General features: G+C 30.1%; 17 protein-coding genes. 11 read left to right on the forward strand and 6 right to left on the reverse strand.

Features of this window, described 5'->3' with window-relative positions; translation table 11 throughout:
• The first annotated feature begins 77 nt into the window (after positions 1–77).
• Both IPH62_15955 and IPH62_15960 read left to right on the forward strand, forming a co-directional pair.
• Entirely contained in the window at positions 78–689 is a 612-nt protein-coding gene (locus IPH62_15955) for an inorganic pyrophosphatase (GenBank protein ID MBK7106769.1), read from the forward strand.
• 32 nt (positions 690–721) lie between these two features.
• Positions 722–1897, forward strand: a complete 1176-nt coding sequence (locus tag IPH62_15960; GenBank protein ID MBK7106770.1) for a TraB/GumN family protein — start codon at positions 722–724, stop codon at positions 1895–1897.
• A gap of 29 nt (positions 1898–1926) precedes the next feature.
• On the opposite strand, the gene IPH62_15965 is transcribed toward IPH62_15960, so the two are convergent.
• The 6 genes from IPH62_15965 to IPH62_15990 form a co-directional block, all read right to left on the reverse strand.
• Entirely contained in the window at positions 1927–2472 is a 546-nt protein-coding gene (locus IPH62_15965; GenBank protein MBK7106771.1) for a BMC domain-containing protein, read from the reverse strand.
• Between the two features lie 50 nt (positions 2473–2522).
• Positions 2523–3836, reverse strand: a complete 1314-nt coding sequence (locus tag IPH62_15970; GenBank protein MBK7106772.1) for a 4Fe-4S dicluster domain-containing protein — start codon at positions 3834–3836, stop codon at positions 2523–2525.
• A 2-nt stretch (positions 3837–3838) separates the two neighbouring features.
• Entirely contained in the window at positions 3839–5071 is a 1233-nt protein-coding gene (locus IPH62_15975; protein ID MBK7106773.1) for a serine/threonine-protein phosphatase, read from the reverse strand.
• 18 nt (positions 5072–5089) lie between these two features.
• Positions 5090–6364: a peptidase M64 gene (locus IPH62_15980; protein MBK7106774.1), complete on the reverse strand. Its 1275-nt coding sequence runs from the start codon at positions 6362–6364 to the stop codon at positions 5090–5092.
• A 65-nt stretch (positions 6365–6429) separates the two neighbouring features.
• Positions 6430–7005, reverse strand: a complete 576-nt coding sequence (locus tag IPH62_15985; protein ID MBK7106775.1) for an orotate phosphoribosyltransferase — start codon at positions 7003–7005, stop codon at positions 6430–6432.
• Positions 7006–7052: 47 nt separating this feature from the next.
• Positions 7053–9560 carry an ATP-dependent Clp protease ATP-binding subunit gene (locus IPH62_15990; GenBank protein ID MBK7106776.1) on the reverse strand — a complete coding sequence of 836 codons (2508 nt, stop codon included), beginning with the start codon at positions 9558–9560 and terminating at the stop codon, positions 7053–7055.
• 297 nt (positions 9561–9857) lie between these two features.
• Here IPH62_15990 and floA point away from each other — a divergent pair, with 297 nt between their 5' ends.
• The 9 genes from floA (at position 9858) to IPH62_16035 (ending at position 18177) form a co-directional block, all read left to right on the forward strand.
• Positions 9858–10823, forward strand: a complete 966-nt coding sequence (floA, locus tag IPH62_15995; GenBank protein ID MBK7106777.1) for a flotillin-like protein FloA — start codon at positions 9858–9860, stop codon at positions 10821–10823.
• Positions 10823–11347, forward strand: a complete 525-nt coding sequence (locus IPH62_16000) for a hypothetical protein (protein ID MBK7106778.1) — start codon at positions 10823–10825, stop codon at positions 11345–11347. The genes floA and IPH62_16000 overlap by 1 nt, the downstream gene beginning before the upstream one ends.
• Positions 11347–13344 carry an ATP-dependent helicase gene (locus IPH62_16005; protein ID MBK7106779.1) on the forward strand — a complete coding sequence of 666 codons (1998 nt, stop codon included), beginning with the start codon at positions 11347–11349 and terminating at the stop codon, positions 13342–13344. Before IPH62_16000 ends, IPH62_16005 begins: the two co-directional genes overlap by 1 nt.
• The gene (locus IPH62_16010) at positions 13345–14412 is read left to right on the forward strand and encodes a glycosyltransferase (GenBank protein MBK7106780.1); all 1068 of its coding nucleotides are present in this window, start codon (positions 13345–13347) and stop codon (positions 14410–14412) included.
• Positions 14413–14472: 60 nt separating this feature from the next.
• A complete protein-coding gene (gene cdd / locus IPH62_16015) occupies positions 14473–14871 on the forward strand; it encodes a cytidine deaminase (protein MBK7106781.1) in 399 nt (132 codons plus the stop codon).
• Entirely contained in the window at positions 14871–15446 is a 576-nt protein-coding gene (locus IPH62_16020) for a thymidine kinase (protein ID MBK7106782.1), read from the forward strand. Before cdd ends, IPH62_16020 begins: the two co-directional genes overlap by 1 nt.
• A 2-nt stretch (positions 15447–15448) precedes the next feature.
• Positions 15449–16801 carry a NupC/NupG family nucleoside CNT transporter gene (locus IPH62_16025; GenBank protein ID MBK7106783.1) on the forward strand — a complete coding sequence of 451 codons (1353 nt, stop codon included), beginning with the start codon at positions 15449–15451 and terminating at the stop codon, positions 16799–16801.
• Positions 16802–17623 carry a purine-nucleoside phosphorylase gene (locus IPH62_16030; protein MBK7106784.1) on the forward strand — a complete coding sequence of 274 codons (822 nt, stop codon included), beginning with the start codon at positions 16802–16804 and terminating at the stop codon, positions 17621–17623.
• Positions 17624–17760: 137 nt separating this feature from the next.
• Positions 17761–18177, forward strand: a complete 417-nt coding sequence (locus tag IPH62_16035; protein ID MBK7106785.1) for a hypothetical protein — start codon at positions 17761–17763, stop codon at positions 18175–18177.
• Positions 18178–18216: the final 39 nt, after the last annotated feature.

The raw sequence follows: 18216 nt of genomic DNA on the forward strand, positions 1-18216 counted from the left end.
TAAAGTGTGATAAAAACCAAACTACTTTTAAGCAAATTCATTATATTTTACACATTAAAAAATAAAATGGAATTAACATGTCATTTCCAACCCCCTTTTTTAAATGGCGCCCTCATCCATGGCACGGATTAGAACTTGGTAAAAATCCTCCTTTTGTTGTAAATGCTTATATTGAAATTACACCTTTCGATTTTGTAAAGTACGAAGTTGAAAAAATAACCGGTTATTTAAGAGTTGATAGACCGCATAGAACTTCTTCCCAGCCGCCGTCTTTGTATGGATTTATACCTAAAACTTATTGCGGAAACCGAGTTAGAGATCTTTCACCAAGTGCTAAAAAAGGTGACGGTGATCCTTTAGATATTTGTATAATTACAGAACGCCCTATTAATAAATCCGAAATTATTTTGGATGCAAAAGTTGTCGGTGGAATTCAAATGATTGACCACAAAGAAGCTGATGATAAAATTATTGCCGTGTTGCTTAATGATAACGTTTGGCAAAATGCCGAAAACATAAGTGATCTTCCAAAAGTTATGATAGATAGATTAAGACACTATTTTTTAACATACAAACTCATCCCCGGTGAAAAGCCGAATGTACAAATTGATAGCATTTATGATCGGGAGCATGCATTAAAAGTTGTTGAAGCCTCAATTCTTGATTATAAAGATGAGTACGACGGTTAATATTTGCAAGTCTAAAAAGGTAAAAATATAGAATGAATCATTATGAATCTGATGATGTTCATATTTTTGAACATCATAACAAAAACATTATTTTAATTGGAACCGCTCATATTTCAAAGAAATCTGCTGAAATAGTTAAAGAAGTAATTTTAACAGAAAAACCAGACACTGTTTGTATTGAACTTGACGAAAACCGATTAGATGCTTTATTAAATAAAAATAAATGGGATAATTTAGATCTTAAAACTATTATTAAGCAAAAGCAGTTAACTACTTTAATTATAAATATTTTACTTTCATCATATCAAAAAAAGCTTGGCAACAAAATTGGCGTTAATCCTGGGGTGGAATTATTAGAAGCATACAATATTGCTAAGGAAAATAATATAAATATTAATCTTTCTGACCGTGATGTAAAAATTACATTGAAAAGGGCTTGGCGTAAAATGAGTTTTTTTCAAAAAACAAAATTTATATCAATTACAATTGCAAGTATTTTTACGAATGAAGAAATATCTGAGAAACAACTAGAGAAATTAAAAAACAAAGATATTTTAACGGAGTTATTGACAGAACTTGGAAAAGAAATGCCGGCGTTAAAAAGTGTTTTAATTGATGAACGCGATTCATATTTAGCTGAAAAAATTAAAAATGCTCCCGGAAATAAAATTGTAGCTGTTGTTGGAGCTGGACATGTTCAAGGAATCATTAAAAAAATTCAGAATAATGAATTTGTTGATTTTAACAAAATTATTGAAATTCCTAAACCTTCCCCTTTTAATAAAATAGTTGGTTGGTCAATTCCAGTTTTAATAATTGGATCAATATTTTTTATTGGTTTTGAAAAAGGATTTGGTGAAGCCGGAAATACAGCTTTAATCTGGATTTTAGCCAGTGGAATTCCCGCTGCAATAGGGACAATTATCGCTTACGGCCATCCTTATTCTGTGATATCTGTTTTTTTTGCCGCACCAATTACAACATTATCACCTTTAATTGGAGCCGGTTATGTTGCCGCTTTTGTTCAAACTTATTTTAAACCTCCCAAAGTCTTTGAAATTCAAAATGTAAGTAATGATTTAAATAAAATCAGTAACTGGTGGAAAAATAAGCTTTTGCGAATTTTACTTGTATTTACTTTTTCAAGTTTAGGAAGTGCTTTAGGAGCTTATATTGGTGCTTATAAAATATTTACAAACCTATTCTAAATTTTAACTACTTGTTATAGATTCTTATATTATATCATTTCACTCATTAATTCTTTTCTTGGTTGAGCGATTACAACTTTATTAACAAGTAAACCTTTTTCGCTAATTAAATTTGCTCCGGCATCAACTGCAGCTTGAACTGCCGCTACTTCTCCAGTTAATGTACAAAATGCTTTTCCGCCTAAAGCCATTGCTAATCTAATTTCTATTATTCTAACGGATGCAGATTTAACAGCAGCATCTGCTCCTTCGATTAAAGATGATACAGAAAAAGATTCAATAATTCCTAATGCTTCCAAATTTTCTATACCAGAATGACCTGATAACGCCGGAAAAATATCTTTATGAACATTTGGAATTACAAAAGTATCAATTACTGCAAATTCAATTCGAGAAGCAGCTGTTTCAACTGCAGATTGAACTGCAGCAACATCTCCGCCAACTAAAACCATATATTTTCCGGAGCAAATTGTTCTAGATAATATTAGCTCTACTTCTGAAGTTTTTAACATAATATCGGCGGCTTGCATTCCGGCCGCAATGCTTGATAATTCTATTAATCCTATGGAGTTCATTTCCATTTTGTACTATCCTTTCAAATTTATTATTCAAATAATTTCAGAAATTATTTTTCTATTATTATAAAATCAGAAGTTACTTCTTTTACTTTACCACTAATTGAAGCATGAATAAGTGCTCCCAATTTTCCCTTTTCAATATTTGCAATTAATTCACCCGAATTAATTTTATCACCAATTTTTACAATTGAGATTGCCGGAAATCCAACATGTTGTTTTAGCATAATTTTTACTCTTTCAGGTTCTGGAAAATTACTTATATATGGAGTATGCTGATTATAATTTTCAATATTTAACCTTTTCATCAATTGCTTAATTGGAACGCGCCTTCCCTCTTTTATTGGATGAACCTTTAAAGGTTTTTGTTGGACAAATTTTATTGAATTTTCTTTTAAATAATTTTTCCCTTGATCGCAAGCCTCTCTTGGATATAAATCTTCAGGGCAAGCGTAAAGTGAACAAAGTCCGCAAGAACAGCATAAATCCGCATATTGATTCCAAACTTTTTCTCCAGATGTTGAAAATCCTAATGAGCGCATTACTTTGTGTGGTTGAACATCATATCCCAACAAATATCTCGGGCAAAATTCAGTACAATAACTACATTGATCGCATGCCGATTTTCCAATTCTATTCATACTTTCTTTTGGTCGGTTCATTCTATTTATCAAATAATGATCTTTAGGTAAAATTATTAATCCGGCAGTTGTTTTTGTAACAACTTCATCTAAATTAAATGATAGTTTTCCCATCATTATACCGGAAACGAAAATTCCAAATTCTCGAGTGGTAGCTCCTCCAACAAAATTAAGAATTTCTTTAAATGATGTTCCAATCGGAACAAAAAATGAAGATGGATTTTTTACAGCTCCAGTTACGCAAATAAATTTCTTTGTTACCGGAATATTGTTTGAAGCGTTGTAAATATTAAAATAAGTTTCAACATTATTAACAACGCAGCCAACGTCTAACGGCAAACCTTTCGGAGGAATTAACCTTTTTGTTGCATGATAAACCAATTCATATTCATCGCCGGAAGGATAAAAATCACCTAAAATACTCATTTCAATATTTGAATTTTTCAGAAGCGGTTCAATTTTAGAAATTGCGGCAGCATTTTTTGATTTTATACCAAAATAACCTTTTTTAGCATTTGTACTTTCGTACATTAATTTCATTCCGAAAACAATTTCCGGAGCATGATTTAACATAATTTCATAATCTTTATGTAGTAATGGTTCGCATTCTGCTCCGTTTGCTAAAATTATTTCAACATTGGATTTTGCTTTTAAGTGAGTTGGAAATCCGGCACCGCCAGCTCCAACAACTCCGGCATTAAATATTTTTTCTGATAAATCCAATTCTAATTCCTTTTTATTACAACAATAGTTTTATCATCTTGATATTTACTATCCGCAGTTGAAAATTTTTGTACATCTTCAATAATTAATGCGGCAATTTGTTTTGGTGTTTTTGATTTGTTCACAATAATCAAATTTGCTAATCGATTTTCTTCATAAAATTCAAATGCATTATTTGCAGCTTCGGTAATTCCATCAGAATAAATTACTAAAACATCACCCGAACTAAAATTTATACTATCTGTTTCATACTTTGAGTTTGGTGCCGGACCTAATAACGGTCCAGTTGGTTCAAGCATTAAAATTTTATTTGTTTTATTGTGATAAAACATTGGCGGATTGTGTCCGGCATTTGCATATAAAAATAAACCTTTTTTATCATCGGATAATTCACCGTAAAATAGTGAAGCAAATTTGTCATCGCTAAAAATTTTATTTACAAGTTTGTTCATTCTATTCATCATTGGCGAAATTTTCATCTGGAAATTTCCAGCCATTCTAATTGCGCCGGAAATGTACATTGCTTCTGCAGAAGCACTTAATCCTTTTGAGGCAGCATCACCAACAACAATTCCCAATCTTTCTTCATCATCACCGACTTTTATATAATCATAAAAATCTCCGCCAACAATTTCTGCCGGAATTGTAACTCCAAAAATATCATACCCATGAAATTTATATTCATGTTCGGGTAAAATACTTCTTTGTAATTGTTTAGCTTTATCAATATCAGCAATTAAATTTTTTCTTGAAAAAGATAATCTTCTTTCTCTTATTTTTGAAGTTAAAACTGTTGCAACAATATTTAGTATATAACGAAGTTCATCCTTAATTTCATTGCTGTTTACGGCTAATAAATATTCGTAATAGGAATTATCACCAATTTTTTTCTTTGATCCAATGCCGGATGCGGAATATTTAAATATTCCCTTTTTAAGTAAAACTTCATTTGTTTCATTTGCCAAAATTGTTCTGTATTTTGAAACAACATTTAGTATAGGATTTTCTTCAAGAGTAAGTTTAAAATCTTTTTTAATTCTTTGAACTTTCCCCATTTGGTGCATTAAGAAATATGATTTTTCTTCAACATTTAAAACCCAAATTCTACCGCCGGAAATATTAATATCTGAATTTTCAATTAGTTGTTTTAGAACATCATGCAGAAGTTCACTTTCAGATTCAAAATGTTTTGATGCAAGCGCATCAATTGTTTTATATAATCTTTTTTGTTCCATTAATACAAATGTATAATTTTAATTAATAAAATGTTTAATCACTTTTTCGATAGCTTTTTTACTAACAATGTTAAATTCATCAATATTAAAAGCTTTCATTATGCTGTTTGGTGTTGATCGATAAACTCCCTTTGCAACATAACCGCCGCCTTCATAAACTCCTAATTCCAAATCACTTTTACCATCAACACTTGTTGGAACTTGTGTTTTCCCGTTTAACAAATTTTTCCATTTAGATTCAAAATTAACAAGAGTTGTAATATTTGCTTCCCAAGGTTCAACATCAAGCGGATAAAAATCTTGATAAGAAACATCCGAAGTATAATATTCATCGGCTAATCCGGCTAATCCGTGACCAAATTCATGCACGAATATTTTTTTTGAAGCTTCATTATCAACTGCGGTTGTTGAATAATAATTATAAATTGCGCCGCCGCCATATTTATCAGTATTTACTAAAATATAAATTTGATCATAAGGAACATTTGATGCGAAATTTCTAACTGATTTATTATCCATCGTCATAATATATCTTTCACTATCAAAAGTATAAAAACTCGAATTTACCGATGTTGATTTCCATACTGTATCTCCTGGAATATCAATTCCGGAATCTTTAGAAATTGCTTTTACTACCCAAATATTAATTTCATTTTTATAATTTTTAAATGGTTCATATTCAAATAAATAATTTGCAAACCTTTCGGAATCTTTAACAAATTTTTCCATTTCATCTTTCGTATATCCATCTGGAATAAAAACTATATCTAATTTATCCGAATGATTTCCCGAATTAAGTATTTTAAAACTTTCGCATTCATTTAATTTTTCTTTTTTTACGAAATATGAATTTGGATCAACTATAAATTCATGTTTTTTTTGGAAATTATTTTTTTCGTCTCTGTCATGAATTTCAATTCTAACGGAATCTTTTGGAAATGGAAAAACCAAACTTTCTGAAAAAGTACGATCCATTTTTTTTGCTTCTTCAGTAGTTTGCCATTCTTGAAACAAAGTAGAATAACCGTGCGAATAAATTAATTTATTTGATTTTAGTTCGAAAACAAAAAACATGAAATTTCCAAAACCTATTGTATCAATCAATTTCCTTTTTGATCCGCTCCAGTAAGGTTCTTCAATCAATTCATCGAATGAATAATAGTCTTTTTCAGAATTTCCAGAATGGAAATAATCCAAACGTAATTGTTTGTCTAAAAAATATTCTTCAAAATTAACTTGAGAAAATATTGTTGTTGATAGAATTAATAAAAATAAAAAGATGTTTTTTTTCATAATTAAATTCTCTGATTCAAATTATAATTTTTGTATTTTATAAAAACTTTCGTTAATGTCGAATTTTATTTAATTTTTCTCGAACCTGGTTTTACAAGCGGAATATTTGTTTTGCAAATTGGACATTCTTCCGGTTGATAGGAAATAACTTCCAATTGTATTGTACTTTTTTGCGGAACACCAAAATTAACTTTTCCGTTGCTTCGGTCAACAATCATTCCCACGCCAACAACATTCGCTTTTGCATTTTTAACAATTTCAATAACTTCAAAAACGGAACCGCCGGTTGTTACAACATCTTCGCAAACTAAAATATTTTCGTTATCATTAATTTCAAAACCTCTGCGTAATGTTAAATTTTTATCTTCCCTTTCGGCAAAAATGAATTTCTTATTTAACTGACGAGCAACTTCTTGACCAACAACAATTCCGCCGATTGCCGGAGAAATTACCGTATCAATTTTAAAATCCTTAAAATAATCCGCAATAACTTTGCAAATCTTTTCTGTATAATTAGGATATTGTAAAACCTTTGCACATTGAAAATATCGATTGCTGTGTCTTCCGGAAGTTAATAAAAAATGCCCTTCTAAAAGGGCATTGCTATTATAAAACATTTGTAATAATTCTTGATTTGTCATAATTCAGTAATCCACTGTAATTTTTTTTGTTTTTTAAATTTACAAAACTAACTTGGATTATTCTCTTCCTTATGTTTATTTTCTTCTTTTTTTGGATTTGAAATTTCGGGGATAAAATAAAGTTCGTCTGAATTTTCTTTACGTTTAACTATTATTGTATCACCTTCTTTAAAAACTTCTCTTAAGATTTCTTCAGCTAACGGATCTTCAATATACTGTTGAATTGCCCTTCTTAAAGGTCGTGCTCCGTATTTTGGATCAAATCCTTTTTCAGATATGAAATCTTCGGCGGATTCATCCAATATAATTTTCATTTTGTTTTCTTTTAGATTATTAATCAAATCTTTCATTTCAACTGAAGCGATTTTCTTAATATCTTCTTTTTCCAAATTTCTAAAAACGATTGTTTCATCAATTCTATTTAGGAATTCTGGATTAAACAAATTTTTCATTGCATCTTGAACTGTACTTTTTAAATTAGAATAAGTATCTGAAGAGGATTCATTACCAAATCCATAACTTCCGGTAGCTTTAATATTTTTTGTACCTACATTTGATGTCATAATAATAATTGTATTTTTAAAATCAACTCGTCTTCCTAAACTATCGGTTAGTTGACCATCATCTAATACTTGAAGAAGAATGTTAAATACATCGGGATGCGCTTTTTCAATTTCATCAAATAGTACAACTGAATAAGGTTTACGTCTTACTCTTTCGGTAAGTTGACCGCCTTCTTCATAACCAACATATCCGGGAGGTGCTCCAACTAATCTTGATACAGCAAATTTTTCCATGTATTCGCTCATATCAATTCTGATTAATGAATCTTCAGAATCGAACAAATATTTTGCCAATTCTTTTGCCAATTGAGTTTTTCCAACACCGGTTGGACCTAAAAATATAAAACTACCAATTGGTTTGTTGGGATTTTTTAATCCAGCACGTGTTCTTCTTATTGCTTTTGAAAGTCGAGTAACAGCATCATCTTGACCAACAATTTTTCTTTTTATTACTTCTTCCATTCTCATAATTTTTTCAGATTCTGCCTGAACAACTCTTGTTACCGGAATTCCTGTCATCATTGAAACTACTGTTCCGATTACTTCTTCACTTACATCGTAAACTTCATTTTTAGTTTTTTCTTCCCAATCATTTTTTGCGGTTTCTAATTCAATTTGTAATTGTCTTTCTTGATCGCGTAATCTTGCAGCTTGTTCGTAATCCTGCTGTTTTACAACATCAATTTTTTCTTGTTTGATTTTTTCAACTTTTTGTTCAAGAATTAAAATATCTTCGGAAACTGTAAAATTTCCCATGTGAACTCGGGAACCAGCTTCGTCTAAAACATCAATTGCTTTATCAGGTAAATACCGATCAGTAATATATCTATCACTTAATTTTACAGCAGCTATTATTGCTTCATTAGAATATTTTACATGATGATGCTGTTCATATTTAAATTTGATGAAATCTAAAATTTTAATTGTTTCATCTACGGTTGGCGGTTCAACCATAACTTTCTGGAATCTTCGATCCAAAGCACCGTCTGTTTCAATATATTTTCTATATTCATCTAAAGTTGTTGCGCCAATACATTGAATATCTCCTCTTGCCAAAGCCGGTTTAAACATATTTGATGCATCAAGTGAACCAGATGCTCCGCCTGCTCCCACAATTGTATGAAGTTCATCAATAAAAAGAATTACATCATGAGCTTTTTCTAATTCATTCATCAATGCTTTCATTCTTTCTTCAAATTGACCGCGGTATTTTGTCCCCGCTACTAATCCAGCTAAATCAAGTGTAACAACTCTTTTATCCTGTAGAATTCTTGGAACCTTTCTTTGATCAATTCTTAAAGCTAACCCTTCTGCAATTGCTGTTTTTCCAACTCCAGGCTCACCAATTAAAACGGGATTATTCTTTTTTCTTCTGCTTAATACTTGCGCAACTCTTTCAATTTCCTTTTCTCGCCCAACAACCGGATCTAATTTATCTTCAGTAGCTAATTTTGTTAAATCTCTACCAAAATTATCCAAAACCGGAGTTTTTGTTTTCTCCGTTTTTTTACTTTGTGGAAAAGGCATTATCGGTTTATCTTGCGGAGAATAACTTTTTCCGCTTAGAATATTATTAAGTTCGGCTCTTGCAGTTTCGTAAGTTATATTAAACTGATTTAAGATTTGTGTGGCAACATTATCTTCATCTCTTAACAAAGATAAAAGAATATGCTCCGTACCAATTACATCTGATTTATAAATTTTTGATTCAATTTGAGTAATTTTTAAAACTTTTTCCGCTTGTTTAGTTAAAGGAATATTTCCGATTGTTAAAGTTCCGCCGGTAGATTTAACAGTTTCTTCAATTGTTTTTTTTAGATTTGCTAAATCCACGCCAAGATTTACCATAATTTTAACAGCAACTCCATGGCTTTCTCTTATTATTCCTAAAAGAAGATGCTCGGTACCGATATAATCATGACCAAGTCTTAATGCTTCTTCTCTACTTAATCTAATTACTTCTTGAACTCGTTCTGAGAAATTTCCTTCCATTTGGTATTCCAGTCTCTTTTAAATTTTATTAAAAATTATTAACTAATAATAAATATAAATATTGCAATCTGTGTAATCAAGGTAAACAAATTTATAAATAATTATCGCTCATTTTAAGAAAATGTTCATTTTAGTTTGATAATATCATTACAAAAGTATAATGATTTCATTTTTATCAGAAAATAAATTTTTTACTTTCATTTTTAGATAACGCCATATTTTGTTTACTAATTAGTTTGTATTTGCTAAATTATATATCAAATAAATAGATTAGATAATGAATATCAAGGAGTAAACATGGAAGCATTTACAGGTCTCTCAATTGTTGCAATAATTGGAATTATATTTCTGCTTATACTTTTCACGTATTTTGTTCCAATTGGACTTTTTATAACAGCATATTTTTCCGGTGTAAAATTAAAAATATTTAAAGATTTAGTTGGAATGCGATTGAGGAAAGTACCTCCATCCATCATTGTAAGAAATTTAATTTCTGCAACAAAGGCTGGAATTCATTTAGAAGCATCGGCATTAGAAGCTCATTACCTTGCTGGAGGAAATGTTACTAAAGTCGTAAATGCTTTAATTTCTGCAAACAAAGCGAATTTGGATTTATTATTTGAAAAAGCCGCTGCAATTGATCTTGCCGGAAGAGATGTTTTAGAAGCTGTTAAAATGTCTGTTGTACCAAAAGTTATTGAAACTCCGTTAGTTGCAGCAGTTGCAAAAGATGGAATTCAACTTAAGGCAATTGCAAGAGTTACAGTTCGTGCAAATATTGAAAGATTGGTCGGTGGTGCCGGTGAAGCAACAGTTCTTGCAAGAGTTGGAGAAGGAATTGTTTCAACTATTGGATCAAGTTTAACGCATAAAATGGTTTTAGAAAATCCAGATAACATATCAAAATCTGTTTTGGCAAAGGGCTTAGATGCGGGAACAGCTTTTGAAATTCTTTCAATTGATATTGCTGATGTAGATGTTGGTACAAACATTGGAGCAATTTTACAAACTGATCAGGCTGAAGCAGATTTAAAAGTTGCAAGAGCAAAAGCCGAAGAAAGACGTGCAGCTGCAGTTGCTCTTGAACAAGAAATGAGGGCTAAAGTTGTTGAAGCGGAAGCAGAAATTCCTTTAGCAATGGCGGAAGCTTTCAGAAACGGCAATATGGGAATTATGGATTATTATAATCTTAAGAATGTTCAATCAGATACAAGTATGCGAAATTCGATTGCCAAAGGCGATTCAGAAACTGAGAAAAAATAATGGAAGATTTTATACAAATAATTATTGTGATTATTTTTATTCTTAGCGCAATTTCTTCATCAAGAAAGAAAAGGGATAAAAGTAATATTCCTACTCTTGGAATTCCTAAATCTTCAAATAAGAATTCGGAAATTAAAAAAACCGGCACTCAAGTTTTAGAAGAAATTTTAGGTTTTAAATTGGAATTACCGGAATCTCAGAAAACTGAGATTCCGAATTATTCAGCTGATAATCTTCCTTCTTTGGAATCAAAAAATTTAGATTATGAAAATTATGATTCCGAAAAAAGTCTTGAAGAAATTAGTACCGGAAGTGAAGCAAATTTTTCAGAAAAATATTTTGCTCATAAATCTGAAATTACATCCTTAAAAGAAAAACATAGTTCATTTAAGGATAAAATAATTATTGGACAAGAGAAAAAGCAACCAAATCGGTTTGCAAAATTGTTAGAAGAAAAAAATAATCTGAAAAATTATATAATTATTCAAGAAATTTTAAGTAAGCCAAAAGCTCTCCGAAGATAATGCAGAAAAAATATCGTTTAATAAAAATCAATAAAATTGAAAATCAAATACCAAAATTTGATGAAAGCAATTTTGAGATTGATTATCAGAATGAATTAAATCCCGCACAATACGAAGCAGTATCATCTACCGATGGCGCTTATCTTGTAATTGCCGGAGCCGGTACTGGAAAAACCAGAACTTTAGTTTATCGCGTTGCGCGACTAATTGAAATGGGAATTGATCCAAAATCAATTTTACTTTTAACATTTACACGCAAATCTGCAAAAGAAATGATGAATCGCGCTGCAGTTTTATTAGATAACCGATGTTCAAAAATTAATGGCGGAACTTTTCATTCATTTGCAAATTTGACTTTAAGAAAATATTCAAAAATAATTGGATTAGATTCAGCATTTATAATTCTTGATCAAAGCGATAGCGAAGATGTAATTAATCTTATTCGCGCTCAACTTGATTTGGTGAAACTTAAAAAGAGATTTCCCAATAAACAAACAATTGCAAAAATTATAAGTTTAAGTGTTAACACCGGAAAAAAAATAGAAGAAATTCTTGTAGAAGAATATCCGCATTTTTCAGAAAATATAGAAAAGATAATTGAAATTTCTAATCTGTACAAAAATTATAAAAAGAAAAGTCTCCTTTTAGATTATGACGATTTATTGGTTTATCTACGAGATTTTTTAAATGATAAAATCAAATCGCAAATTCTGACAAACTCAATTAAATATGTAATGGTTGATGAATATCAAGACACAAATAAACTTCAAGCGGATATTGTTCTTGGTTTAGCTCAACACAATAATAACATTATGGTTGTTGGCGATGATTCACAATCTATATATTCTTTCCGCGGAGCTAATTTTAAAAATATTATGCAGTTTCCAAAATTATTTAAAGATGTAAAAGTTATTATGTTGGAAGAAAATTATAGAAGCACTCAAGAAATTTTAGATTTTGGAAATCATGTAATTGATGCAGCAATTGAAAAATATCCCAAACAACTTTTTACAAGAAAAACCGGCGGCGAACTTCCGGCAATAATTGCATCAACAACAGAAAATATGCAATCAAAATTTATTGTTGATAGAATTTTAGAATTGCGTGAAGAAAATATTCCGCTTAATGATATTGCTGTTTTATTCCGTTCTTCATTTAGTTCATTCGATTTGGAAATTGAATTAAACAAAGCAAACATTCCGTATTTAAAATTTGGCGGAATGAAATTTATTGAAACTGCACATGTAAAAGATGTTTTGGCATTTTTGCGAATTGCTGAAAATCCTAAAGATGTTGTAAGCTGGTACAGAGTTTTACTTTTACACGAAGGCGTTGGTCCAAAAAAAGCTCAAGAAATTATTGAAAAAATTTCTACGGGTGAATTAAATATTAAATCTCATCCGGAAAATATTTTGAGTAAAAATTACAAAGAAAATATTTTCAATTTATTTCTTGCACTTCATAGAATTCATACAAGCAGACAATTACCAACTGAATTAGCCGAAATTGTTTTAGATTATTACGAACCAATTTTCAAAACAAAATATGATGATTTTAACAAGCGGAAAAAAGATTTAGAAATTTTTATAAATATAACTGAAAATTATAAATCGCTAAATACACTTTTGGCTGATATGGCATTGGATCCGCCGACAGAAAGTGTTGCAGATATTAGCGAAGAGGATAAAGAAAAAGAAGTTCTAACGCTTTCAACAATTCATTCTGCAAAAGGTTTGGAATGGCATACGGTTTTTATTATTCATGCAGTCGAAGGATTTTTTCCATCAAGTATGAGTTACGATAAAATAGAAAGTTTGGAAGAAGAACGAAGGCTTATGTACGTTGCTTCAACGCGTGCAAAACAAAATTTATACATTTCATATCCCATGAATATTTTCGATAGACATAATGGAATGACACTTTCAAAACCTTCTCGATTTATTGCAGAAGTAAGTGAAGAACTTGCAGAGGAATGGCTTTTAGAAGAGGATTTCTAAATGATTTTCTTTTTAGTTTTTATATTCTTTCTGTATGTTGTAATCTTTTTTGAATTCAAATCTAACATAAACGAAAATACTATATCTGAATTAGACGAATTAAAATTCAGCATAATTGTTGCGGCAAAAAATGAAGAGAAAAATATTTCTGCTTTAATTAAACATTTAGCAAATCAAAATTTTCGAAAAGAAAATTATGAAGTTATAATTATTGATGATAACTCAATTGATTCAACATTTGAAAAAACAAAAATCGAAATAAATGATTTAATAAATTTTACAATTGTTAAGGCAGAAAATAAAAAATATGAAGGCAAGCGCGGTGCTTTGCAAATTGGTATTGAGAAAAGTAAATTCTCATATATTTTAATAACCGATGCAGATTGTGAACCATCTAAAAATTGGATAAAATCTTTTTCAAATAAATTTAATCAAGAATTTGATTTTGTAATTGGAAAAGCTCCGCTTATCCAAACGGAATCATTAATAAATAAAATTTCTTGTTTTGATAATTTGTGGACACACATTTTAACTTTTTCCTTTGCAAATATTGGATTTCCCTATTCTGCATCAGCGCGAAGTTTTGGTTTCAAAAAAGATTCATTCTTTAAAATTGAAGGATATAAAAATACAACTAAAACTTTAAGCGGCGATGATGATTTACTTTTGCAAGAAGCAATTAAATATAAAATGAAAATTGGAATTAATACAGAAAATGATTCCGAAGTATTTTCAAATACAAAAAAAACATCTTTAGATTTTATTAAACAAAAGTCACGGCATACTTCTTCATCAAATTATTATTCTGTAAAATTTAAAATCATTCTCGGAGTTTGGCATTTACTTAATTTATTATTTTTATTTTCACCTTTATTTTATTGGATAAATTCAAATTTCATTTATCTTTTCCTAATTAAAATTGTTACAGATATTTTTATAGTAAGTTCGTTCAAAAAAGATTTTTCTTATAAATTTAATGTTATTGAAATTTTATATCTTCAAATATTTTATGAAATATTTATCATACTTAATTTTATTGTAAGTTTTTTCAGAAAAGGTAAATGGTAATTGATAATTTTGATTTAAAATTGTTTAAAACTATTTTTAATAAATTATTTAATGTGAATTATGAACTACGCAGAACTTATTCAAATAGCAAATGATGCTAAATTAAAAGCTTACGCACCGTACTCAAAATTTAGAGTTGGTGCTGCACTACTATCAGAAAATGGAGAAATTTATACTGGAGTTAATGTTGAAAATTCTTCATATGGATTAACAAACTGTGCCGAAAGAACTGCTGTTTTTAAAGCAGTTTCAGAAGGCGAAACAAAATTTAGAACAATCGTTATTACAAGTGATGCCGAAGATTTTATTTCTCCTTGCGGCGCTTGCAGACAAGTAATGATGGAAATTTGCGGAAAAAATTTAGAAGTCGTTATGACAAATAGCGATAATGAAATTAGAATTTTAACTTTGGAAGAATTATTGCCAAACTCATTTAACAAGGAATCACTAAAAAAATGATGGAATTTATTCCCCACTCAACCCCAGTAAACACCGGCTGGATTGAAGTAATTGCCGGTTGTATGTTTAGCGGAAAAACTGAAGAATTAATAAGAAGACTTCGACGGGCTAAAATTGCAAAGCTAAATGTAATTGTTTTTAAACCTAAGATTGATATTCGATATTCAAAAGAAGAAATTGTATCTCATAGTGAGCAATCTCTTTCTTCACAAGTTGTTGAAACTCCGCAAGAAATATTAGAATTTTCTAAAAATGCACAAGTTGTTGGAATTGATGAAGCACAATTTTTCAGCGAGGATTTAGTAGAAGTTTGTAATAAACTTGCAGATTCAGGGAAAAGAGTTATAGTTGCCGGACTTGATCAAGATTATAGAGGAATTCCATTTGAACCAATTCCTCAACTTCTTGCGCAAGCTGAATATATTACAAAAACTTTGGCAATATGTGTAAAGTGTGGTAATCCGGCTGATAAAACACAAAGAACAATAAATACCAAAGAAAGAGTTGTTGTGGGTGCTTCGGATAGTTACGAAGCAAGATGCAGAAAATGTCATTATATCCCCAATGAGGAATAATTATGGATTTTATTTCCGTTTTGCGAGGAATATTTGGAATTGCTGTTATAATTTTAATTGCATTTCTTTTTTCAAATAATAAAAAGAAAATAAATTGGAAATTGGTTGCAACTGGTTTGATTATGCAAATTGTTTTCGCAATTTTCATTATTAAAGGAGATTATTTAGGAAATATATTTTCACCATTAGGATGGCCAAAATTATTCTTTAAATGGATTAGCAGTTTTTTTGTTTTGATTCTAAATTTTACTACGGACGGCGCAATTTTCATTTTTGGAGATTTAGCAAAATCCCCGGGAACTGAGGGTTCATTGGGCTTCTTTTTTGCATTCCAAGTTTTACCAACAATAATTTTTTTTGCTACACTCATGGGAGTTTTATATCACATAGGAGTTATGCAAAAAATTGTACAAGTTATGGCTTGGGTAATGGCAAAATTTTTAGGAACAAGCGGCGCCGAATCATTATCTGTTTCAGCAAATATTTTTGTCGGTCAAACTGAAGCTCCTTTGATGATAAAACCATATTTAAAAGGGCTTACTAAAAGTGAGTTATTAACAATTATGACCGGAGGAATGGCAACAATCGCTGGCGGAGTAATGGCGGCATATATACAAATGTTGAGTCAATCTTTTGGTGAATCAATGGGCTTATCAATTACTGAAGCTCAATTAATGTTTGCTTCACATTTACTTGGCGCAAGTATTATGGCAGCACCGGCATCATTATTACTTTCTAAAATAATTTTTCCAGAAACCGAAGAACCGGAAACAAAAGGTCAAGTTAAAGTTTCCGTAGAAAAAACAGCTTCAAATACAATTGAAGCAGCGGCAATGGGCGCTTCCGATGGACTTCAGCTTGCGTTAAATGTTGGTGGAATGTTATTAGCTTTCATTGCGTTAATTGCGTTAACAAATTATTTCCTCGAATTTATAGGCGGAATAACGGGATTAAATTCTATTCTAATGGAAAACTATAACAAACCTTTAAATCTTCAATTAATTTTTGGAATAATTCTGCAATATTTGGCTTTGGCTATTGGAGTTCCGAGTGAAAGTGCTTTGCAATTTGGAAGTTTAATTGGTTCAAAAGTAGTATTAAATGAGTTTGTTGCATATTTTGAATTGAGCAATTTAATTAAGATGAAAGAAATTGTTAATGAAAAAGCAATTATTATGGCAACTTATGCTTTATGCGGTTTTGCAAATTTCAGTTCAATTGCAATTCAAATTGGTGGAATTTCTCCAATTGCTCCAAACCAAAGAACAGCCTTAGCTAGCTTAGGGATGAAAGCAGTTCTTGCCGGTTCTCTTTCAACTTTAATGACTGCAACTTTAGCAGGAATTTTATTTTAGATGATTGATTTAGAATTTAAATACAAAAATCTTGTTGATTATTTAAAATCAGAAATTCCATTTACTCCGGAAATTTCTTTAATTCTTGGAAGCGGACTTGGAGATTTTGCGGAAAAAATTAATATTGAAAAATCGATATCTACAAAGGATATTCCCGATTATCCAATTTCAACAGTTGAAGGACATAAAGGATTTTTACATTTTGCAAAAATTTTCGATAAAAATGTTTTGATTTTTCAAGGTCGAATTCACTTTTACGAAGGTTATGAAATTGATAAATGTATAATTCCCTCTTTCATTTCTTCTCAATTAAATGTAAAGAAATTATTGGCAACTAATGCAGCGGGCGGAGTAAATCCCAATTTTTCTCCCGGTGATTTAATGCTTGTAACTGGATTTATTTCACAAAATATTTTAAAAGAAATATCAAATGTTTTAGCAATTCCAACAACTGAACAAAAAAATTTTATACATAATCTTCCTTCAAAAAAGTTTAATGAAATAATTAGGAATGCTTCACTTGAAGAAAAAGTTTTAATTAAAGAAGGAACGTATTGGTTTAACAAAGGTCCAACATATGAAACTCCCGCGGAAATAATTATGCAAAAGAAATTTGGAGCCGATGCAGTTGGAATGTCAACTGTTCACGAAGCAATTTTTGCTGCTTACCACGGAATTGAAGTTTCTGCAATTTCATTAATTACAAATTATGCTGCCGGACTTTCACCTCAAAAACTTTCACACAAAGAAGTTATGGAAACTGCAGATTTAGCTAAAGAAAAATTTGAAAGATTAGTTAAAAGAATTATTAAATTCATATAACCATAAAATTTTGCTTGGCAATTTTTTTGAAAAAATTTATTCCCATATTTCTAATCTTTATTTTATTCATACCTTTTTGGCTTTCATTTTCACTTTATCAAATTGAAAAACGAGCTATAAAAAAAAGTGTGAAGAAAATGTTGATTTCAAAAATTGACAAAAATGATTTGGCACATCTGAAATTTTCCAAAGATGAAATTAAAACAAAATTATACTGGGAACATTCCAAAGAATTTGAATATAATGGAATTATGTATGACGTTGTTGAATCGATTAATTTGCATGACTCAGTTGAATATATTTGCTGGCAAGATGATGAAGAAACTGAGTTAAATAAAAGATTTATAAATTTGCTTACATCTTCGTTAGAAAAAAATAATTCGGAAAGTAAAATTTTTCACAATCTTACTTCATTTAATTCCAATTACTATTTAATACAGATTTTTAATCCCAATATTTTGCAAACGCAAACTGATAACTATAAGTATTATCAATACAAACAAAATTATTTAAATATTTATAATTCGCCTAATTCCCCTCCGCCAAAAGTCTAAACTTATTTTCAAATTATTTTTTTTGAACTTAACTTTAGA

The organism is Ignavibacteriota bacterium (genome assembly GCA_016708125.1).
Taxonomy (GTDB): domain Bacteria; phylum Bacteroidota; class Ignavibacteria; order Ignavibacteriales; family Melioribacteraceae.